The organism is Beduini massiliensis (genome assembly GCF_000829905.1).
GTDB lineage: Bacteria > Bacillota_I > Bacilli_A > Erysipelotrichales > Coprobacillaceae > Beduini > Beduini massiliensis.
Genome location: NZ_CDPP01000006.1, coordinates 769882 through 796277, shown reverse-complemented (window position 1 = coordinate 796277; position 26396 = coordinate 769882). Strand labels below are relative to the sequence as shown.

Annotated in this window: 4 protein-coding genes; 1 reads left to right on the top strand and 3 read right to left on the bottom strand. The window is 35.6% G+C overall.

The genetic code is table 11. The features are described from left to right. Positions 1-19: 19 nt before the first annotated feature. The 3 genes from BN1225_RS13750 to BN1225_RS13740 form a co-directional block, all read right to left on the bottom strand. Positions 20-20797, bottom strand: a complete 20778-nt coding sequence (locus tag BN1225_RS13750; RefSeq protein WP_041140343.1) for an SdrD B-like domain-containing protein — start codon at positions 20795-20797, stop codon at positions 20-22. A gap of 355 nt (positions 20798-21152) precedes the next feature. Beyond that, complete coding sequence (locus tag BN1225_RS13745; protein WP_041140342.1) at positions 21153-25373, bottom strand: 2-hydroxyacyl-CoA dehydratase; 4221 nt, start codon at positions 25371-25373, stop codon at positions 21153-21155. A 9-nt stretch (positions 25374-25382) separates the two neighbouring features. After that, complete coding sequence (locus tag BN1225_RS13740) at positions 25383-25814, bottom strand: MarR family winged helix-turn-helix transcriptional regulator (RefSeq protein WP_041140341.1); 432 nt, start codon at positions 25812-25814, stop codon at positions 25383-25385. A gap of 187 nt (positions 25815-26001) precedes the next feature. Between BN1225_RS13740 and BN1225_RS13735 the strand changes: the two genes are divergently transcribed. Beyond that, a complete protein-coding gene (locus BN1225_RS13735) occupies positions 26002-26361 on the top strand; it encodes a hypothetical protein (RefSeq protein ID WP_041140340.1) in 360 nt (119 codons plus the stop codon). Positions 26362-26396 lie beyond the last annotated feature (35 nt).

Sequence of the window (26396 nt, the reverse complement as noted above, 5' to 3'; positions counted from 1 at the left end):
AGAGAAAAGGAGTATACGCTTACTCCTTCTCATCATTTTCTTTTTTCTTTCTGCCTAGCATCAGGAATGCTATTCCGGATAATGCGAGCAATCCTACTGCCCCCATCATCTGATTTCGATCTCCAGTATCTACATTTTCAATTACCGTTTCATATTCTGGATCAAATAATGCGAATCCGGCATCTAAATCACGGATATCAGACCCTTTCACAATGTTATAGCCGTTTATTGTATACATTGGATCAATCGTCTGATCTGCTTTTGAAGCTAAGACCATTAATTCTTCATACTCTGATAAATAGCCGGTATTGCCATTTAGGTCACTGTCTAAATACATATCATTGGCATGATAACTGGTTACTTTATAATCTTTTGGATAATTCTCTATTTTTACTTTATACCCATATAAAACAAGTTCTTCATTTATATAGCCATAAGTTGGCAAGTGATTAAATTCATATTTACCTTCTTCACTTGTTGTCGCTTTCAATGCGATCTTATCCTTTAATTCCTGCCATTTTCCATTCTGGTAATAGTAAGTTTCCAAAGTTACTTCGATACCTGCCATTCCTTTTTCACTTTCATGGCGAATACCATCTTGATCAGCATCTTCCCATACAATTCCGGCGATGCTTCCCGTATCAATCGTTGTAAATCCGGCATTATAATCCGTTAATGATTTAGCGGCAATCGTATCATATTTTCCAATTACATAATGTGCATTCTGATAAGATTCCTGACTGACATTTTCAGCGACTGTCAAATATCCATCGTTTATTTCCGGCAATGATACATCACTCTTTATTAACTGCTTCGTATCTGCTTTTAAAGCACTGTCCTTTTCACCATTATTTTGCTGATATTTTGTTGCGGCAATTCCCTGAGGAATATCATCTATCCATAATTTATACCCATAAATATAGCGTTTTCCATCCATTTCTTTATAGGTCTCTAAATTATCAAAGATATAATGTCCGTTTTGATCAGTGAGCAGCTGACGATAAATGCTTTCCGGTCTTTCTTCATCGGCAATGACTCTTGGACTGCGGTTATCTTCAATCCATTTTCTTTCATCACTTTTGTAATAATAGCGTTTTAATTTTACCAGTACTTCCGCTTTAACTTGATCGCCATTATTATAAATTCCGTCATAATCTTCATCTTCAAATGCAATCCCCTCAATGCTTCCTAATTGATATTCCACATATCCGGCACTGTAATCCTTATTATGCTCACCCACTAAAATGTCATAGTAGCTGGCAGATTTAAACCATCCGTTATCTACTTTGATTGTATATGGCTTATTCATATAGTCGTCATGAGTTGCATCGTGAGCTAAAATAATATATTCATCAGCTTTAGTCATACTTGATGTTTCTACGTTTAAATCACTGTCTTTTACCGGATCATCACCTTGACGATATTTTGTCACAGCGTATTCTTCTATCATTGTTTCCAACTTCAACTGATAGCCATAGAGATATCGTGTACCATCATCCTCTTTCTTATACACCGGTAAATCTGCAAACAGATAATGCCCGTTTTCATTTGTTAAAGTTGAGCGGTCTCCATCTTCTACTAATTCCCATTTACCATTCTTCAATAAGTATTGAGATAAGATAACACTTTGATCTGCAATGCCTTTTTCATTTGGATCTTTAATACCGTTATAGCTTGTCTCCAAGTTATCACTGCTATCTAGCCAAACATCTCCTTCTATACTTCCTAATTTAAACTGAACCAATCCACCATCAAAGTCATTAATCGTTTGATTATCCAAAATATCATAGTCCTGTCCATTATAAGTATAGATGTAATCTTCATTACGTGGATCATTTTCCTTCAATGGATAAGCTGTCAAAATATATTCATCACTGGCTTTCTTTCCATCCCCTAAAGTCAGGTAATGTGTATCTGCGATGAGATCACTGTCTCTTGTTTCATCATATAAATCCGTTGAATCTTGACTGCGCATATTTAAGTAAGTGATGCCATACTCTTCTGGGATATCTCCCACTTTCACTTTATATGAAGCTAAGTGTACGCTGCCATCAGCTAAGGTTATATGGGTCGGTACTGCATCAAACAAGAATATTCCGTCTTTTCCGTTTATTGTTTGTGTTTGGGTCTGAGCATAATCTTCTTTATTTAATGACCATGTTCCATCATCTAATAAGAAATATTGTTCAAGATAAACATCAATACCATTAATACCTGCTTCATTCTTATCAAAGAACCCATTATAGTTTTCATCATCAAATAATGTTCCTTTGATTTGTCCACCGACTTTATCGGTAAATCCGATATTATAATGATCTATATCTCTGGACCTTACAATATCATAACCATTAATTACAGTTGCCGCATTAACACTGTCTGTTTCTGCATTGTGATAAGCCGGAATAATGTAACCATTTAATTCTTCAAAGCTTGATCCAAGATACCCTTTATCCGATGTTGTCTTTGTGATGGATAACAGATTACCGTCTTTATATAAGGCACTGTCTTGTTTTCCGTTATTCATTAAATAACGAGTTGATCCATAGCCATCTGGAATAGTGTTTATAAACAGCTGATATCCGGCAAGATAATGTTTACCAGACGCATAAATCTGCGTATCAACTTGACTGAATACATATTCACCATGATCATCAACTAATACTTTTCGTTCATAGGCATTACCATATTCATCCAATCTCACTTGCCAGATGCCATTTTCATCCTGATAATAGCCTTTTAATGTCACTTCCAATGGTGTTCCATTGTCTGCAGCTTCCTTTATTTTTGCGTAATTTTCTTCAGTGTCATAGATACCATCATAATCTTCATCTTCAAACACATTTCCTCTAATCGCAGATTTTTCATATTGGACCAATCCACCATCATTATTAATATTGTCTTTTGCAGTAATAAAGTCATAGCGTTTTCCATTTACATTAATGATATATGGTGTATTTTCCACACTTCCCACAGCAACTTCATCTGCAATTACTAAATAGTCCGTGCTTTCATGAATTTGATAATCTTTTGATAAATCACTGTTTCTTGCATCCCCTGTTACAGGAACTTTGTATAGGGTAACTGCATATTTTTCAGCATCAGGAACTCTTAATACATTTGCCTGATACCCAGCTAAATAATTTTGATTGTTGATATGAACATACGTGTCTAAATCCTCAAAGATATAGTTACCGTCAGTATCCGTAGCTGCTTGATGCGTTAGTGGATTCCATTGAGCTTCCGGAACTTTTTTCCATACTGTTCCATCCAGATAATATTGCTGCAGCTGCAGATCAACATTGGCAATTCCCGGTTCATCAAAGACATTACCGCTGTCATCTTTATACGTATCTAAAAGTCCATTATAGTTTTTATCTTCCCAAATGGTTCCTTTGAGATCTGCTTTTTCAAATTTGATTAATCCACCATCATAGTCGGTTCGATGGGTGACTTTATTGACATCATATTTTCCAAGATTATTTTGAATAACGTAATCTTGATCATAATCAACATTCGTTACTTCTTTAGCGACTATGATGTATTCATCATCCGCATTCAAATACAAATTGTTTTCTTTTAAATCACTATTGACTGTATCATCACTGCCTACTCGATATTTACTTACCGCATAATCGGCTGGCAGTTGATTTACTTTCACTTTATAACCAGTCACATAGCGCTCACCGTCAACGATAATATTTGATTCTACATCATCAAACACATAATGACCATCTGCATCTGTAAGGGCTGTCGGTGATATATAGTCTGATTTTTGTATCCATTGTCCATTATGATAATAATATTGTTCTAAATGGAGGGATACATTACTTATTCCCGGTTCATTTATTAATTGATCATGTTCATCTTTATATTGGTTTTGTAATCCATCATAATTCTTATCATCCCAAATGGTTCCGATGATTGTTGATGTATCAATGGATGTCAATCCCAAGTCTAAGTTTAAGATCATCTTTCCGTTAGAAATGTCATATCGAATTCCTTCATGTGTATTCACATATTCATTTGGCGTATCATTATCAGCCTTTTCTGCGATAATGATCATTCCTGCAGAATCCGTATCTTGAGTAACATCTAAATATCCATCTGTTGTTGAGATCGGCAGTTTACTGTCATCTAACCCGTTATTCATATTGAATTTAGTAATTGTATAATGCTCTGGCAATGTACTCATATCTACTTTCAATTTATATCCGGCAAGATAAACATTGCCATCTAATGTATAGGTTGTCTTAATATTCTGGAATGTATATGATCCTCCTGAATTGGTCAGTTGTTCATATGCCGTTACTGCTTCCGGAACAGGTTTCCATGCATTTTCCGCGTCATCAAAATAATATCTTTCTAATATTAATTTGATATTTTCCATTCCCGGTTCACTGACCACTTGATGATTAGCATCAATATAATTTCCTCGAAGTCCATCATATGTGATGTCATTCCATACATATTTACCGATGTACCCTCGTCCTGCTTCAACAAATCCTAAACCAAGATGATTATAGACACCATAATAATTTCCATTTGCATCCAGTATTGGTTTACTGCTTGCATCAAATTCTACTCCTGTAGTAAAGACAAAAGTCTGGTTTGTTTTTTTATCACTTGATAAAGTTAAATCGTTATCATCATCTTGTACCTTTGGATCGGTATTGATCGTAATCGGAGATGGTTTATAGACACCATCCGTATTAACAGTGCTTGCCACAGCTAAATAACTGCGTTCAGGATATAGGCTCATTTCAAAGTATCCATTGACATCACTCTTTGTAACAGCATCCTGACCGTCTGCGTTCTTAGCTAATACTAAACCTGTGTCCGTTAATTCATAGAATGTAATGTCCACATTTTCCAAACGCTTTTCTGATGGATCGATTAACCCATTACTAATCACATTGCTTGTATCGGATAGATCAGGAGTTTCATCCACCCATGCTGTTCCTCCATATACATATGCTCTTGAAACACCGACATTATATGATGTCATTTTTTCATCATAGGCCGCATATTGGCTTGGATCACTGCCGATAGCTTCTATCTTAATACTGTCTGCTGTTTGTACCACTAATTTATTGGTGACTGTTTGTGCATCACTTTCTACATCCCCGGTTCCCGGGTTTCCTAAATCCGGCAGGGTATCCCCATCACGATAAACATCCATCTTCGCTTTTGTATCCCCTATTTCAAGAGTGGTTAAAGCGTGAGTGTTGTATGTTTTTTCAGGGAATGTATATCTTAGCTTATAGTTGCCCGGTGTTACATTCGAGATAATGAAATATCCGTTATTGCCATAAGCATCTGCTTCGGTTGTATACGTTGCAGGTCCGTTAATCGTATAAAGATAAGTTCCGTTAACGTCTTTCTTTTTCAACCCGGTAGCTTCATCAATCAGAATGAATTTACCTGTTCCTTCTTCTTCTACCACAGCTTCACCCAGTTTATTTACCGGATAACCGTTTTCTGAAAGAAGTTCGACTAGCACGCCATTGATTCCCGGATCATCATAGATACCGTCATAATCCAAATCTTTTGTTTTATTCTTGAAGATCAGACGTCCATCATCACGACGTTCATATTCGCCTTCATCAATAGCCGCATTGTAGTTAGCATCATACCAGACATAGCTTCCGATGTAGCCTTTTTCTACCGGTGCATTCAAATAGACACCTGCACGTGGAGATTCTACAACTGATGTTGGGTTTGCATCCTGTCTTGCTTGAACGGCAAAGGTATTCCATCCTGTATAAGCGGCTACGTTTTGACGGATTGCATCATCCCCCATATCGCTTGTAACAGCGCCATTGTATTGTGGAAGATTTAATGGAGAATGCAAGTAATAATTTAATTCAAATTTGACACCGCCATCTAAACCAAGATCTTTTTCATCTGCAACCTGTGCCCATATTGCTTGAATATTTTTAGAAAGCATACTGTAAGCTTCAGGATCCGTCGCTTCAACCGCTTTTAAATCCGATAAACGGACAAAATATTGGCTTCGCATTACTGGATCTGTATACATCTTACTATAAAATTCTGTATTCGACGTATCTTTAAATGCCGGCAGATCACTGATCTGTTTAACATTAATTTGACTTCCGATTTTTTCAAATGGTCCTACCCATATTTCACACTCTGTACCATCTGTTAATTCTTTAGTGATGATACCACCTGATGATGGTGTTTCCATTCTTAATAATTTTACACTATCAGGAATCACCCAACCATTCCATTTTGAACCACGATCAGCCCCTAATGAATTAGGATCATCCTTATTTTGAGCATTGACTATATTTTGATCGTCCGCATATGGCAAGACATCATAAATAATCATCTCTTTATATCCCGGAGTACCATAAATATCCGGATTTAATATAATCGATTTAAACTGATAATCTGTTCCCTCCGGAACTAATGAAGGTCGTGTTGTTTCAAATCCAGCTGTATCATATTCTGAGTATGAGAATTTCAAACGATTCATTGCTTTTCTGGATTCAAATGAAATACCTCCTACTCCTTTAACCAGAGTAGCTTCACTTGTTGTCATCCCATTATTATTGATATCACGTTTATCAATCTCAAATGCGTAAGTTTCATTGCTGTTTTCAATTTTCGGAATGAAAGGTTTTAAACTACCTTGCTTATATCCATAAATACTACATTTCATCAAGTCAGATGAAGTCATACCAAAATCTTTTGTCGCTAATGGTACCATATAATCGACTACGATCGTTTGTCCCGGCTCTAAGAACCCATCAAAGCTCCAAGTCAATATCTTTCGATCAACACCACTTAAATCTGCACTCTTTGAATAACTTACGAAATCAACACTCTTAATCTTAGAGTTTGTCACAATGTTTCCTGCTTCATCAAGCACATAATATGTCCATTGTGACTGTTTTCTTTCCAACCTTTCCGTTGATGCGTAATCATCATGAACAAAGGAATCTTGATATTCTATAGAGTGTACATCCACGTATTCATAATTGGTATCTAAAATATCCTCTAAATATGGCAGCACTGTAGAAATCTGCGGCTTAGAAAGATTATCCTGTGTTTCATCTTTAAATCCGGCTGCTTCTATTTCAGCATCTGTCAGATTATGAATGCTCGCTTTATATTTCAGCATTGTACTGAAATTCTGCTTGATAAGCATATCTGTATCTGACCATTCAAATCCATAAGTTTTATCTTCTTTTTGATAACGATGGAAGTAATATGGCTTTAAGTCAACCTGCATATACGGTAATTCAGCGTTGACATAATATCCTGCTCGCGCTGCGGTAGACGTAGCGCCGTATTGGCTGTCATCATAACGTGACCAACCGGTTGCAAAGTTATTTAAATGCAATCTTTTGCTTGAACCATCCATATGTGCCGAGCTTAATCGTACATAAGCAGCATTATCTTTAATGCTTTGAGGTAATTCTTTAGTGTTTTCACGGTTTGGATCTATTTCATCCATTTCCTGCTTACCATTTGTACTTGGATCGGCGTCTACAGATAATCTAAAGCCTTTAGGAACTGGATATTTTACGGTTTCTTTTATATCTCCCTCTGCTTTGATCACATAACGGATCTGTGTGATATTACTGCTGTAATCTTTATCTTCTAAATCAATTACAGCATTTTCTGTCAGACCATAACTTCCTAAATCTTTCCATTGCGATGCTGTATAATCCCCACTATTTCCCGGATTAATATAAGCTGTCTCTGGTGGATTATCATTTGTTAATACATAGATATGAACCCTTAGTTTATCTTTCAATTCATCTAAAGACGCACTACCGGTATATTGATCTGGTTCCGGTAATTCCCATACTCCGGTTCTTATTTCTTTAATCATAGAAAGTATTGATTTTGCCGTCATCGGTGCTTCATAAAGTGTTCCTAATTCAGTTCCTCTTGAAGGCACGCGATAATCAATGATAAATTCCGGTACTGCTGCACTTAAATTGACTACCTGATCAATATAGATGTTCATTAGAGTAGCCCCTTTAATACTCGGATCTTCTGCAACCACAATGCCCGCATCAGGGTTACTGATCAATGTACGTTTAATAGACGTATCTAAACGTGTTGTTGAAGATGGTTTCAACACAGTTACTCTTGCGGATAAATCTGTTGCATAGATATCTTTCAAATCTCCATCATAGTTATGATCTATATCAACATCATCAGGGATAGAAGCCTCTTTTTCCTGATCTGTCTCTTTACGTTTAAATCCAACTAAATCAAGAGGAATCTCAATTAATCCCGGAATATTCAAATAATTTCCACCTGTATCTTTTAAGGTTACATAAGATTTTGCGGCATAGTTTTCATCCCAATAATCTTCCCCAACCAAAAGTGTGTCCGGTGCTTCTAAATGATCAATTACTGTCTTGACTTTAAAATCAAATGTACTGCCTGAAGCAAAATAGCCCGGTAAATTTTTGCCATCATAATAATCTTGATAACTTTCAGCTTCTCCTGCCGTAATAACATCAAAGACAAGCGTTTCTTCTAAAGTATCGGGATCGATTACATGATTCATTAATTCAATCTGCCATCCCTTAGTACGTAAAGGATTACCACTGTCAATATCTTCTTTAGTAATTCTTACCTTTTGTCCTAATGAATCCTCGAATTCCAAATAGTAATCTTCTTCATAAGAAACATTTGAAGGTAATTTTATTGCGATTGATATCTTTGAGTGAAGAACATCTCCTGAATGAGCATAATCTTCCGCATTTTCCGGCTGATTCATTACTTTTGTGGTATACCACAAATAATCTCCAAACTGTTTATGATCAAGATCATTTTTCACATAGTCTGGGTCATCGAAATTGATGGTCGGATAATGATCAATACCATCTTTCGTCTCATCATCACGCATACCCAATACATCCACATCATCACTGACATAAATCTCGGTTTCCATACGTGCGTATTTAACACGAATTCTCATAGAAGTTGTGACCCCTTCTTCAAAGATTGTTTCACCGGTAATCGCATTATGTGTCAATGCCCCGCTTAAATTAAAATCTTTTTGTGCATCGTTTAGATTCAATCCTGTTCTAATATGAGTATAATCCTCTAAATTAAAGGTGTCTGTTTCATCATAACGTTTTACTCCACCATCTTCTACTGCATCAATAATCGAATACTGAGTACCCAATTTAGATACCTTATTATTTGGTAAAGTTCCGCCTGAAGTCGTTAATGATGATCCAGGAACCGAAACAGTATTGTAAACAGCTTCTTTTCTCGTATCTCCGGTATTATATCGACCTGCATAATACGGATTCCATAATGCGCCTACTGAATACAGGTTTTTTTTAATATCTTCATCCGTTATAAATTTGAATCCAGGAAGCTGACTTGTTACAAAGGTATTGTTTGTTTGATATTGTGCCAATAACTCTGAATTCTTTTCTCCGTCTTGTGTCATGTCATCCGGAACATCAACATTGGTAAAATCGAAACTAAAGACTCTTGAATCTCCCGAAACGATTTTAGCGTCCAAAGTATCTCCTCGGACCGATTGATCTTGGTAGAACGTAATTTTATAGCGTCCTTCTTTCCCACTGCCATCTTCTTTATCAATTTCAATATATTCCACAACGGATGAATACAAGTTCCGTTCCGCATCAATTGGCAGATTGGTTTTTCCATCAAACAACTTCCAACTTAATTGCCTTGTGGCATTTTCACTGTTATTTGTTGTGTATAATTTCCCATTTATGTCTTTTGGAACAATATTTTCCGGTAAGATATTTGTGATTACCGGATAGAAGAAAGTTCCTTTATTTCCACCATCCGTAGAATAGTTATGCAAATGGCGCATTGTACTAGATGAATCCGGATAGCCTCCATTCATAGGGGAATTAAAATTTGTAGATAAATCATTCCAATAATAATTATTTTCTACATGAATATTCATCAAACTATTATCTAACTCGGCGTTTAAATAGTAATCTTCAATGTTTCTACCATCAAGATCTGACCCGATAGTTGTCCATGTACGAATAAGCGGTTTTCTCTTTTTCGCTCGTGTTCCCGTACTTGCATAAACATCGGTTTTACCACTGCTGTAATAGGCTTTCATATCACCGCTGACAATTTCTCCATTAACATCTTTATTAATGAATACTTCATTGTTTTGAATATTAAATCCATTGATATATGGCATGTTAGGAGACCCACTGTTGTAGGCAGTCATGGCATCAAAACCATCAGCATCACCAGATGAATTATCGTAACCATCCCATAAATAGTCCATGCCTCCATATTGAGTACTTAGCAGACCATTTACCGGATCATATACTTTATCTTTTGTAGACCCTTGCCAAACCGTAATATCTAAAATCTGACTGTATTGACTATTCGCAGTCTTTACAGGAGCTGCAAAAACTTTGTCATACCAGTACTCATTATCACTGACAGTTTCCACAAAACAATCAATATCAACATTTAAAATATAGCCTTTGTTACTTTCTCGATTAAACCACTTACTTAATTCTTGATTAACTGTGATTTTAATTACCCATGATTCCGCTTCCGAAGCCGTATAATAATCAGGGTTATGGCTATAAACATCGGTCGTTGTATTCGTACGATCATCAACTAAGAACGGATCTTGAATCTTTCTTGGTGTTAAATATCCACTGTTTATTCCACCGGGTTCCTGTAATACTTCGACGGAAATCTTGCCGTTATCAATTGCACTGTAGATTGGATTTAATGAATCTCCTCCGGTTAAGGTGCTAGCCTTGATAGTCATTTTGCCATTTTCATCTAATTGCGGTGCCATTCCATTTGGAAGCACATAAATGAATTCCACCCCATCCAACTGCCAATCTCCGTAATTATACGCAGACAAACGTGCTGTATAGGTCTCTTTATATTCAAGAGTCGAGATACAGTCATCCATGAACAATGTTTGTCTTTCGGCATCTCCGTAATTAATCCTTTGATAAAAACCATAGTTTGGATTTGATTTATCCCATTTTTTAATTTTACTAAAGCGATTTCCCAGATACTCTTTTGCATGGTCTGCATAATTAATATCCGATTCCAGGGCACCCCTTGTTGGAATAATCTCCGAACTCGTTGCCAACCAAGCAGCTTGTAAATGTGTTCTTGCCTCTGACCAAACAATCGGTGTCTGCTGTTCTTTAGTTTTATTATCCCAAGCTGTTTTAGTAACATCTGTTCTTGGTTTTACTACATATTCATATTGATCCCGATTCGCATTGTTTGCTCCTTGATACTGTATTCCGGTTGGTAAAACATCTAAATCTTTACCTGTGACAGTAGGTACATATTTAACCGCTTGGTAAATACTTCCTGAAGCACTGTCGTAATCCATTACTGTATTATTATTTCCAAAAAGAGCTAGCGCATTTGTATCATTTGTCGCTGTTCCCGGAATATAGGTTGTTGCACCTCTTAAAAATTCCCATTTATCTACATTGGCATTCACCGTTCCTGTAATTCCGGCATCATGAATTAAATAATTCATATCCATCAATATGCCACTGTTATCTACCGAACGAATATACCCATCCCCCAGAGCGCCTGTTCTTCCACCTGACACTAATGGCCAACCGGCAATACTATAAGAGCCATTACCAAATGCCGTTTGATAATATTCTCCCATCTTAGGATAATATTCAGGATAGATATTTCCGTCATCATTTGTATATACCATTGGTAGATTTTCTTCTCTGGCTGTGGCTTCATACCAAATTTCAATAGATTCTCCAACCTCTAAACGTACATCATTCGCAAATGAGAACTCATAAACTTTATAATTAATTTTAGTTGAGTTTGCTTCTGTTGGTTTAATATCATCAAAAGCTTTTCCGGTTATATTAGATCCAACACTTTCTTTTGGTGAACCTTTAGGAACAACCATATCTCCACCATAATCAGGGACAGAGTTTATGTCGTATTCCTTTATTTTTAAATCTGGTATATCTGATCTTATATTCCCATTTTTATCTCGCCAACGTAGTTTGATGTTATCTATATCTGCGGTTACATATTCTGGAATCTTATCATAGAATACAGGATTTAATAATACCCCTTGGTAACTTGAAGAAGCATTGGAAGCATTCAGTTTATTATTGATGACCGACAACTTATACCACATAGTATCGTTTGGTCGATAGCTTTTTTTTTGTTTTGCCTGATTATTCGGATCATAGATTACCATTGCTTCATCTTCTGTATTAAATATTTGAGTTTGATAGGTTAATACAGGTCTTTCACGCGCAATCTCTTTTGCAATCTGTCCAGCTCCTTGAAATTTTACTTCTTCTACTACATTTATAGAAGTGACATCATTGCCAATAGTGTTATCTATCAAAATATTATGTTCATGAATAGGCGTAATTGTTCCTGCCATCACCATTTCAAATCGATCCGCTATTTGGTAACTATCATTTTGACGTATATCATTATAGCGTCCCGTTCCCACAAATATAAATGGATCTGATGTTGTTGCAAAAGTGACTTCTTTTCCATCACTGCCTACAGCAGGGACATCATAGTATGTCCAACGAATTTTCTTTGCATCAACAGTATAATAGGTATCTGCGATTGGCTGTATGGAGTCTGAACTTTTTTCTTGAACTTCATCCCCATCTATCCACTCGTCTTTGCCATTAATTTCAAATAAATATTCTACTTTAATCGGTTTTGTTGACGTCATTGTAACGGGATATTTGAACTCCGGTTTTTTATTTAATTCAAATCCTTTGAAATAGTCAATTGTTCCGTCACTACGCGTTACTTTGGATAAGAACGATACTTCTAAAGTTATTTCTTTCGCATTATGCTTCGTGTTGTTTGTTACATCGACTTTAGTTGTTCCTTTTTTACCAGTTACTTTTAAAGTCATCGGTTGTCCGTCATACTGAGATGTTGGATCATCGTAAACATAGTCAAACCATAAATCATCAATCTTTTCTTTAAACTTTACGTTACTTGTAATGATTGAAGTATAATCAGATCCTGTATACGGTGTTCCATTTCTTCTGTAAAAATCGGTACGATTACGATAATAAGCAACATCATTTGCATTTGAATAAGCAGTACTTCCCCAAGAAGCATTGCTATTGTTGTTTCCGGTAATCGAATACTGGCTGTAAGTATGTTTAGGCTTACTTACTACCTCATATTTTGCGGTGATAACCTTTTCTTCATAATTAGGGTTACCATTACTATCCTTCAATTCATTTGTTGTCTGCGTATAAACAACAATCTTGATTTCTTGTCCCTTTTGAATTTGATTATCTAGTTCACTCTTAGTCTCATTTCCTATAGAAATATTGATTTCTTTATAGTTTGTATCATTATCCTTACTGTCTTTAATATAATAAGAAGCTTTCTTAAATTCTAAATCATTACCGCCATCTTTTACTGTCGCCGTAATATCATCTGCAGCAATAACCGTTGAATTGGAATAAATTTCCCAGCCAATAATACGCTGTCCAACCGGTGCTGTAAAGCGCATATCCGTATGTTGAAGTGGGATTGCCGAATCTCCCCCTGCTCCAACGGTCAGCATATAATCCACATAATCATGTGGGATCAGTTTACCATTAGCTACCGGAGATTCCACATTTACATTGCTTGCCTCATCTAAGTGACGATCGTAGGCAAACGTATTTACATCCGTACCATTGATATTTAATACTTTGCCACGTTCCATCGCCACATTCATTTTTCCTACTAAATTGGCTATTGTAGATGAAGCAGATGGGGTCGTCCCGGTTAAGTTCCCTTGGTAATTCTCGGCATTAAAATCTGCTGGTGTAAACGTCGCATTCATTGAATGCGATGCACCCAATGTTGGATAAGTGTTAGGAGTCATACCAAAATTCGGTCTTGATGTTCCTGTCCACTCATCTTTTTTCACATCTGTTTCCGTTCGATCTACCCATACACCATTATAAGTAAATGTATAGCCAGCTGCTTTATTAACCGTCAGATATTGAGATGAAGCAAGTAATGTTTCATCATCTTCTGTATCCGGATTAACTGCGGACATTGTCACTGTAAAACTGTTGATATGTTCTTTTATATATGTTTCAGCAGAATTTTCTACTTTATAGGTTGAAAACTCATTGATTTGATCGCGAATAAATTGATCAACATTAAATTCATAATGTTCATCCGGATCACCGGATTTTGTTAGGTAAAGCGCAAGATCTAACGAATTGGTATTATCTGCATCGTAATCCAATAATGTATTCTTACTACCTGATTTTGTTGGATAATTTAATGTAATGGAATCAATATTAAACCAACTTCCCTCTATAAATTCTTTTGGAAAATCAATTGCTTTCATATTATAGCGAGAATCAAGGGTAACAGAAGCATCCACTTGTTTAATTCGTGTTGCTTTATTCTTTGTATCCCCGCCATCTGTCTGATTCCATATCTTAACCCCAAAGCTTGTCTTATGCGGTGTGATATTGGCAATTATTCCTTGGCTTGGATCATCACCACTTTCATAATCATATTGTATTCCACTTGATAGTCCCTCAAGTGCAAATCCAGCTTTAAATGGAATTCTAAATCCCATTAGATATGCTGTATCTTCATTCTGTGGTATTAATGCAGATTGATCATAATCATTCTTTAAAGTTGAACCGATCGTATTAATGGCATCATTAACCGGATTGATACTCTTAATTAAATAAACATACCCGCCTACTTTGATATCCACATCTGAACTTGTACCATGAAGGTCTGCTTCTTTAAGATCAGCATTTCCTAATAACTCTTTGGCATAATCTCCATTTCCCGGGATATTTTTAAGAATAATTTTATAATTATAAATATAGTCATTTTTTTCTAATACAATATCATTATTCCCACTCGAAACTGCATATTCATCTCTTTCCTTATACTGGAATTTAATTTGATAATAACCGTTTTCGTCCGCACTGCCTAAATCATCTTTTGTTACAATGATTGGATTTGCATTATCTAATGTCGTCTTATATCCTTTCATTCCATCCCCGCTGTCTGGAATTAAAGATGAATTTGGATCTTTTTCTACATGCTGTTTGATGATTTCGATACGGTCGACATATTTATATAAGGCTTCCGGTATAGAAATATCTTCGGTTAAGAACCCATAATAACCATTTTGTTCATCGGTTCTGATCTTTGGAAGAGTATCTTTTAAAATAACTTCGTCGGCAAATGAAATCTTATTTACAAAATCATCTAAGTCTTGGTATGTCCAGCCATAATTTCCTGAAACATAGTCATGATTTCTTGCCAGTGACTCACGATAGAAACTAACTGAAAAGTAATCTTTCTTCCCATATTCCACATCTATATCCGCATCAAGATTAGGATTATCATGAACACCTTTTAAAACTTTATTTGTATCATTTCTGACATTTACCCATGCTGTTGATTTTAAATGACGGGCATCGTATTCTGCTGTACCATACTGATTATAATAATAATTATACTTATATATATAGTAATTTTTATATGACCACTCTGAACGATCATTCTTATCAGCAGAATCTACTCTTACTTTACTGCGATCGCCACCGACTGTTAACTGTGTCGCTGCGGTTGCTTCTGCTTTTCCGGTTTCATAAAAACGCCCGGTAACTTCAAACATGTATTTTGTTTTCTGATTATTTGGATCATACCAACTTCCAAAATCTGGATCATTTGCATTCACGCCATCACTTGATTCAGTCTGGTTGATATTCAAATTAAAGACCACACTGGTAACCGGATTCACTGCTTCATAATCGATCGGTGACTTATAATAGTCTGTATTTGCACTTCCGGTCGCTACCGTATCGTATAAGTTCGTATTGTCATTGACTAAATTGATACGGAAGTAATGATTTCCATCCGGATCAGTTTCAATACCGTTTCCAACCTCACTGATCCAATCTTTTCTTTCTAATGTGACTGTCGTTCCATCACTTCTAGTAACCGTAATACTTTGTAAGTAGTCAATCGCACGTGGATGCACTTTCACATAATAGGTATCAAACTTATCAGCTGGCAAATTCATTGTCATTTCAAGATTTGCCGCAGTATTAAAGGATTGGGTATAAATATAATTCATACCTTGATGTTCTTGACTTTGATATCCTCCATATCCATCAAGCGGATTTGAGTCAATCGGATAATTATATCCGACATTCAGGTATTGCCTGAAGTCCAGCATATAAGAACCTATCGCCTTATAGCCGATATCTAATTCACTGTCATCTTTAAAACTTACTGAATCAGATGGATTATAATTACTATATTGATAACGATAACCACCACGAACATCTTCCACTTGTGTAGAAGTTTGATCAAAACGATCTCCTATTTCACTGTCTTTATAACCCGCTGTTAATATTGTATCAAAGTACATCTTACTTACAGTAGATATCGCCGTATCTGAAGAAGAAATTTTATGCTGATCATCACGAATACTGTTGATATAGTTTTCAGCAGATGCTTTAATGATATTTTCTGTACCAAAATTTGAATCAGAATAGCCATAGAAATCTACCCAAGCATTTATTGTATCTTCATTTTTAAGCACTACATCTAACCCAGATAAGGCAACTTGACCTAATTCATTTATACCGATGGAAGCCAACTGATCAAATACTAATTCACCATCGCTGTTAAAGCTTATTGCGCCGTATTCAGAAGAAATAAATGTCTCAGTTGTTTTATCATAGATAAATTCAATGCCATGATCTAAATCATTACGATCAAATAAAGTTAATGTTTTAAATTCCGTAAACTGTTCAAATAATTTTTTATTAAATATTACTTTCGTTGTATGGAATCCTGTATTTGCTTCATCTCCGGTATTTCCATTAATAGGCAGTTCGATCAATAAATCCACATCATCCAAATGTGAAATTTCAGTATTTTCAATCGATACACGATATTTGAAATTACGATCATAAGGAATGCCTAAGCGCATTAAATTACCGTCTGAATTGACTGATGAAAGTTCAGAAGTTTCCAAAGTATTTTCATAATAATAAATATCTGTATGCAGCATTAAGCCTGGTCTTTTGATCGTCAATCCGGCTGTAACGGATTTTGTTTGATCTGCCATAGTTGAATTTTCCGGATTAAATGTTAGAAGCGCATCCAAATCATCATACCAATCTGTATTTCCGACAATATTAATTTTCAGCATCTCCGGATTACCTGCATTGCTTTGCCCATAAAAATCTTTGAATTCAATACGAATAAACAACAAGCGTTCAATTCCGGCATTATCAATCGTCGTTTTATCAATCACTAAGCGTCCATCCGGTGCTTTTTGTATATCATCTAAAGCTAAAGTCAATTTAGGAGTATCTTTCTTTGGATCTTGATCCCAGTCAAAAATCTGGATATTATCTATTTCTCCAACTAGCTCATAATTACTTGATAAATAAATATCGGATGTATCAAATCCCTTAATCATTGGTAAACAGCTACTATCACGTCGATCGAATAACCAATCAAAGAATGTCTGTGAACATACATTCTTATCTCCAACATTTCCTGTTAAATCGATTGTTACGTTTGCTGCTCCAACATCGGAATTAGAGCCATTTCCAACCTCAAATTCATAACCATTATTATCTTCATTATTGGCTACTGTCAGTCTTGAAATATTGGCGGGTAAAGTCGTCGGTGTATTGATCCCCGAATAATTCCCTTTAGCATCAAAACTCTTACCCGTTAACACTGGATTGATAGCCTGAACACTCAAAGTTCCTGTATCTGTAGCTGTTTTATCGAAGATATTACCGTACTGTGTTTTAAATGTTCCTGTTACCGTTAAATCTCCTGAAACATTTGGTGTTCCATTGACCAATATATAAATATCATCTTGAATTGCAATATTGTTTTTAAAAGATTTAAAAATTATCTCAATATTTTGGAAATTTCTTAAAGTGTTCCATTGCGCTTTTTTAATCACAATATCCCCATTGTCATTCGTTGTTAATGAGGTAAAAGGAATGGTTACTGGACTTCCGCTGCTATCTCTGATAATAACGGTATCAATGTCACTCACATCAAGTAATCTGGCAGATAGTGTGACTGCATCAACAATTAACCCATTTCCACCGCTGATCATATTACCAGAAGTAAAACTAGCAGGAGCAATCTGTGAAACAGATGCGTTTCCTAAACGATAACGATAGCCGGAATTACCATTATTCACTGCGGCTCCTAATGGATCCCCAAAACTATATCCGTTAGTTTCATCATAATGGAAAGCATCCACGTCAATAAGCGGGTCTCCCGGTGTAATATTAATTGTAGCTGACTGTTCTACATATTTATCCACATTAATGTCATTATATTGTGTTTCAAATGATCCCTTTACTGTTAAAGACCCCACCATATTTAATGTACCATTTATCATAATAAGACTATCGGCTAAAGTAATATTATTTTTAAATGACTTAAATTTTATTTCTACATGCCCCAAATTTCCTATTGTACTCCACTGAGACTTATCAATAATAATAGCCCCACTGCCATCTACAGTTAATGTACTTCCCGATATTTCAACCTTATTGCCCCTGGTATTAGTAAGAATAACTTTTTCAATAACACTGTTTTTAACTAACTCCGGTGAAAATTTAATTGAATCTGCTACTAACCCTAAACCATTTCCATCTAATAAATCTCCGGATTTGAAGATAGCCGGAATAATCTGTGAAATCGAATTATTTCCTAATTGATAGCGAAATCCTGTATCGGCTTGATTCGCTACTGCATTTAATGGATTATTGTAAATATAATTTGTTCCATCATAATGATAGGCATCCACATAAATTTCCGGATTTCCAGGAATGGCATCAACTTGTGCCGTATCTTGCTGAACAGTTTTTTCGGTAACTGTATAATCACCATCTCTTACCACATAAATCCACATTTCATAATTAGTATCGAGTGTGTTTAAATAACTGTCTAAAATAGGTGCTTCACCATTGACCACAATGCGTCCATTAAAAGTCTGATTAACGCTTATTTTTTTAGCTAGATTAAATCGCATTTGTCCGGTAAATTCTGTTCCCGGGTTTGAATCCAAATAATTCTTGATTTTGCCATCCATATGGAGTGACCAAACTTTAGATGTAGCCGTATCGCTATCTTCACTAAATTGTCCAAAACTTACATACTCTAAAGTTCCGTCACTTTTTTTAAATTCAAATTCTGCTAAATTATCTTTCTTGAACCATTCTTCTAATACTGGAATGTAAGTTGGATCTTCTTGAGAAAAATCCATTTCAATCAGAAGATTCTTCAAATCAAATGATTGAGGTAACGTATCCATCACTACTGGGTTGAATGCAGGTAAATTACCCGTATTTTTGAATCCTGATAAATAATAGTTGACTGTATCACCAATTGCTACTTCGATGTGATCTGTTTTCTGTCCATTTTGGTCTAATACATATTTTTCATGTGTAAATCCCGGTGCCGGCTTTCCAAAATAGGTATCTATACTTGTAGTTTTTGACCAAGATAATCCTTTATTAAAATAGATGGTTGGAATATACTGGGTCGTAAACATATCGCCCAAACTATCAGGAATATTATTTGGGAAAGGAATTGCAACATAGTATGTTCGCTCTTCTCCCATCATTATTTTTTTATCTGTTACGGGAATATTAATTGTTCGATTATTTGAATAATGATAATACATTGGGGAGTCTTTTACATTTGAATATTCTGATAAATCCCATTCAGCTAGTTCTTCAGCAGTTTTATCCGTAACATCATAAACTAATACACCGCCTTGATTGGGTACCCCAACATAGCTATGATCTGCAATAGTAAAATCCTCATTTTTTATCGGATCTCCATTTTCATTATAGTGCCATGCCATAATATCTTCATCCAGTGTACCAAACTCTTTTTCTTGTACACTTGGAACCATAAAGTTGAAATCAAAATCTGAAAAATAGCTGTCCTCATCGGTAGACACATTTTTCATTGTTACTTTATAAGTAAAATAATTATATTTATCCCATACTACCGGTCTCTCAACTTGATTGATTGAAGATTCCCAAGCAAGATTTGAATTAATCAAGGTATAAATACTGTTTTCACTTGCACCGGGAGCAACTGAATAATTTACTTCGCAACGTTCATCACTCTCATTTTGATAAATCTTATAACCGCCACCTACTTGAATATTTGCAGCCGCATTTTCTGGAACATTACCATAAAAACTTGCAGCTATTGTTAATGTTTGAGGGGATCCTGCAATTAAGCTTTGTTCCCCATTAATGATAAAGGGACCACGATACGCATATTCTTTACTGCCATTTGATATTGCCGGCAAATCATAATCTCCATTTGCCACAATTTTTGCTTGAATCCCCATCAGATTTTCTCCACGCTGAGATTCCGGCACTTTATTAATATCATAAGTTATGATGAGTTCATTATCATCATTGTAATAGAAGTAAGGTAAATCTATTTTAAGATTTAATTTATCTGCTTTACCTTTATCAAACTCCCCTTCCATTACAATATCTACCCTAAATTCATCTTTTTTCCCTAATAAACTCGTCATCGATTGACTTGTCGGGTTTCCACCGCTCCAGTTAGATAAATAAACCTTAACTGCCGGATTCCCACACGCATCACTCGTTCTTTCCTCTGCGGAAACGAAAAAAGTACGCATTTCAAGCGTAGTAAAAACTAGGGCAAACACTAATAAAACGCTTACAATTTGTTTTGCCTTTCTTAACAATTTCTTTACACTAAACCCATTCATATTGTAATCCTCCCGATTTTTATGACACAGACTTTTTTTAAATCAAAAAGTAAACAATATGAATGGCGTATATTCCTACTAATTTTATGCAGTATTTGATATTAAATTTTGTAAAATTAAGCCTTTTTTTGTAATATTATTGCATTGACTTTTCCTAAATATAGTGATTAAATTAGATTTGAAGATATAATATATAAACGGTCAAATAGTTTACCTTGTGAACGATAATCTAAATAATTTGTATAAAAACAAATCTTTTTTCATTTTATTTTATCTGTTGCCATCTTTATTGTATATGTTTGTATTTCATTCTAATTTGTTTTTATAATAAAATAGGGTATTAAAAAAGGAGGAATCAATCCTCCTTTTTCAGTGATTTAAACGCTGTTGACAGCATCAGTTTAATACGGTTTAACTGATTGACCTCTGAAACGCCGGGGTCATAATCAATCGCTACGATATTGCTGTTTGGATACGTCGCTCTTAATGCTTTTATTACGCCCTTGCCTGTGACATGGTTAGGCAAACATCCAAACGGCTGCATACAAACAATATTCGGTGCACCGGTTTCGATTAGTTCAATCATTTCTGCCGTCAGGAACCACCCTTCACCGGTCTGGTTACCGACTGAAACCACTTTATTTGCTTTTGCGGCTAAATCATCGATATGTCCCGGTTCATCAAAACGTTTTGAAGCTCTTAAAGCCTTGCGCATATCTTTACGTATAAATTCAATGGCTTTTATTCCCAAATTTGAATTACGTTTTGATTTCTTATCGGTTTCTAAATATTGATGATTAAAGTTATTACTATAGAAACAATACATGAAGAAGTCTATCAAATCTGGCATGACCGCTTCTGCTCCTTCGTTTTCTACAATATCCACAATATGATTATTTGCTTCCTCAGAGAACTTCACTAAAATTTCTCCTACTAAACCTACTCTAGGTTTCTTTATATCCAATAACGGCAACTCATCAAAATCTTTGACAATCGCGTAGATATTTTTCTTGAATGTACGATAACTGAGGTCATCGATATTCTGTTTTATTTTGGTTACCCATTTTTGATATAAGGCATTGGCTGACCCTTTTTCCTCTTCATAAGGTCTGACACGATAAAGCACACGCATCAATAAATCGCCGTAAACGGCGGCAAATGCTATTCCTTTAGCCAATTTATAAGTAATCTTGAATCCCGGGTTGCTTTCCAATCCACTGACATTTAAAGAAATGACAGGCACTTGGGACATTCCGGCATCTTTTAATGCTTTACGGATAAAGGCAATATAATTGGTTGCACGACATCCGCCACCTGTTTGTGTCATAATTAAAGCTGTTTTATTTGGATCATAGCGTCCGCTCTTTAAGGCGTTCATCATCTGTCCAATCGTTAAAATACTTGGATAACAGGCATCATTATTAACATAACGCAGACCTTCTTCAATATCTTTCTTTCCTTCCTCCGGAAGAACAACCAAATTATAGCCTGCATTTCTTGCTGCCGGTTCAATAAATTGAAAATGAATAGGAGACATCTGCGGACAAAGAATGGTATAGTTATCTTTCATTTCTTTAGTAAATGATACCGGTTTTGTCACATAGCTTGTTGCCGGTTTGTCAATCGGCTGCTGACGACGTTCGTCCATCGTTGCTTTTAAAGAACGAATACGGATGCGGATGGCCCCTAAATTGCTTCCCTCATCAATCTTAATCAATGTATATATTTTATTTTTAGCTTTTAGGATTTCTTGTACTTGATCCGCTGTCACTGCATCTAAGCCACAGCCAAATGAAGTTAACTGAATCAGTTCCAAATCTTTATGCGTTGTGACAAATGCTGCCGCATTGTACAAACGTGTGTGATACATCCATTGATCTACCACTCTTAATGGTCTCTCAACAGCATGCTGACTAGATACCATTTCTTCTGTTAACACCGCTAATCCTTCGGCAGTAATTAAATCTGCTAAGCCATGGTTAATTTCAGGATCGATATGATAAGGACGCCCGGCTAAGACAATTCCCTGACAATGATGCTTCTCCATATAATCTAAGATAAGCTGACCTTCTTTATAAATATCATCCTTATAGTGATCTAATTCGCTATAGGCAAGCTCAATGGCTTTATGTAAGTAATCTTCTGATATATGATATTCTTTTAAAGCTTCTTTCATTGTATCAAAGACTTTTTGCTTATTATTTAACGTTATAAAAGGTTGAATATATTTTACTTGTTTAATGGCTTCTACATTATTTTTTACTACTTCCGGATAAGACTGAACGATAGGACAGTTATAATGATTATTACTGTTAGGATCTTCTTTTCTTTCATAGATCACACTGGGATAAAAGATCGCATTGACACCACGTTTGATTAGACTTTCGATATGTCCATGAACCAGTTTTGCCGGATAACAAACCGATTCTGAAGGGATTGTCTCCATCCCCATTTCATAGATTTTCTTTGAGGAACGTGGAGATAATACCACTCTGAATCCTAAAGAGGTAAAAAACGTATGCCAGAAAGGATAATTATCATACATATTTAAAACTCTTGGAATACCAATCGTTCCTCTTGGTGCTACACTTGGCAGTAATGGCTGATAGTCGAAAACACGACGATATTTATAATCGAATCCATTTGGCATATCGTGAACTTTCAATGGCAAATTAGCGCCACGTTCACAACGATTTCCCGAAACAAATTCACGTCCATCATTAAATGTAGTAATCGTTAATGCACAATTATTGGTACACTTACTGCAGTGTCTGAATGTTTTCGCATAAGCAAGATGTTCCAGTTCTCTTGGTGAAAGCAATGACGTTACACGTTGATCCTGACAGGTATCTCTTGCCATCAAAGCAATTCCAAAAGCACCCATTAACCCTGAAATCGTAGGCCGAAAAGGAATAACTCCGGTTTCTTTTTCAAAAGCTCTTAAAATAGCTTCATTATAGAAAGTTCCTCCTTGAACAATAACATTCTTGCCCATATTTTCCGGACTTCTTAATTTTATGACCTTATATAAAGCATTTTTAATGACTGAATAAGATAATCCAGCTGAAATATCTGCAATACTGGCCCCTTCTTTTTGTGCCTGCTTTACTTTTGAATTCATAAATACAGTACAGCGGCTTCCTAAATCAATCGGATGTTTTGCCAGCAAAGCCTCTTTTGCGAAATCTTCAACATACATTTTTAAGGAACTGGCAAAGGTTTCAATAAAAGATCCGCACCCTGATGAACAAGCTTCATTTAACAGTATTTCTTCGATAGCACCGTCTTTGATCTTAATTGCTTTCATATCTTGACCGCCGATGTCAATAATAAAGTCCACATTGGGCATAAAATACTGAGCAGCTTTAAAGTGAGCGATTGTTTCTACTTCTCCCAAATCTACTTTTAAAGCAGCTTTGATCAAAGATTCTCCATACCCGGTGACCCCTGCTTTTCTAATCGTTACATCAGAAGGCAGACGATCATAGATATCCATCATAATTTTTCTAACCAGTTCCAAAGGACTGCCATTATTGCTTCCATAATAAGTATATAAAAGTTCTGCCTGATCACTGATCAAGACAATTTTTGAAGTGGTTGATCCCACATCTATACCTAAATAAGCATCTCCGCTGTAAGTCTCCAAAGAACGCTGTTCAACCTGATTTTGATTATGCGCATTTCTGAATGCAGTCAGTTCATCTTCATCTTTAAATAGAACCGGTAATATATCATTTTGGTCTATTTCAAGATGTTTCATGGTATTTAAACGTTCATACATTTGTGAGAGCATTAAATTGGATTTTGATTCACGAGCATGAATGCATGCCCCCATAGCTACAAATAATTGCGGGTCACTTGGAAAGATTACATGTTCGTCGGTTAGCCCCAATGTTTCAATAAAACGTTCTCTTAAACTTGATAAGAAATACAAAGGGCCTCCTAAAAATGCTACCATCCCGCGAATTGGTTTTCCACATGCCAATCCACTGATAGTTTGATTAACCACTGCCTGAAAGATAGATGCGGCAATATCTTCTTTTGCAGCCCCTTCATTGATAAGAGGCTGAACATCTGTTTTCGCAAATACTCCACAGCGTGAGGCAATCGGATAAATGGTTTCATGATGTTTTGCCAGTTCATTCAATCCTGCGGCATCGGTTTGCAGTAAACTTGCCATTTGATCTATAAAGGCACCTGTTCCCCCTGCACAGCTTCCATTCATACGCTGTTCCAAAGTTCCTTCAAAATATGTGATCTTGGCATCTTCACCACCTAATTCAATCACCACATCCGTTTCCGGAATATATTTTTCGACTGTTGATGTACAAGCGATCACTTCTTGTACGAAGTCAATATTTAAAGCCTGTGATAATGCTAATCCCCCTGATCCTGTCATGGCTGCTTGGATTGGCATGTCACCTAATTCGTCCATCATTTCCTTGATCATTCTTTTCAGATTGGCTTGTACATCTGAATAATGACGCTGATAAGTACGATATAGACATTCATCTGATTCATTGGTTAAATACAACTTAATTGTTGTAGATCCAATATCGATTCCCAAGAAATTCATAAATACCCCCTAAGCAATCTCTTTTAAGATCATACAAATAGAATGAATAGCAGCATATAACTCCTTCTGCTTATCTTCATCTAAGCTTTTAAATCTCTCGACGATCTTATTCACCATTCCAGATAATTGATCATCAAGTAATTGTTTTCCATCATCGGTAATATTAAAACGAATGACACGTCGGTCTGCTTCATCGATCATTCGACTTACATAACCAACACTAACTAAACTTTTTATGATAAGAGATTGTTGTTGTTTTGTAATATTTTGAATCTTTGCCAATTCATTTAGGCTAAGATCCCCTTCTATATTTAATACGCATAACGTACGAAATTGAAGCATCGTTAATTTTGAAATAGATTTATTTTCATAAGGTTTTAAACTTTTTTGATTAAGCACAAGAATATGAAACAGATCATTTTTTAAAGTAGAATAATCCAATATACTCCCTCCTATTAGTCAACCTTTATTGACTAATCGATTATAGCACAAATCAAAATTATAAGATACAAAAAAGCTTCTTTTTTTACATTATCTCACAATTTTCGCTATTTTGATTATCTATTTCAGCAAGTTCTTTAAAAAGGTTGCAATCTATTATAAAATAGACTTAAAGGAGGGATATATAATGAAAAAACTATTATTTCAGAAGATTGTACTGCGCCTTGGTTTTGTTTTTATTCTTTGTCTGGTCTGGTATTTGATACAGCATTCATCTTTAACTTATATTTTAACGTATCCCGTATTTATCTGTGGCATTCTCTTTTTCGCCATCGCTTGGTTTAGTTATTTGAACTTGGATGGCATGCAGATTAATCGTTTCAGTTTTAGTCGTCAAGCTAATCAGATGGTCAATAAAATTGGTAATGATCATATTGAACAAACGACTTCGATACCTTCATCAAAGAGTGAGGTCATTGCTTTTTACAGTGATATTATTGTGGGAATTATCCTGATTTTACCCTCTATTATTCTTTCCCTCTTATAATTTATCGGGAGCAAAGCAAGGCTTGCTCCTTTTTC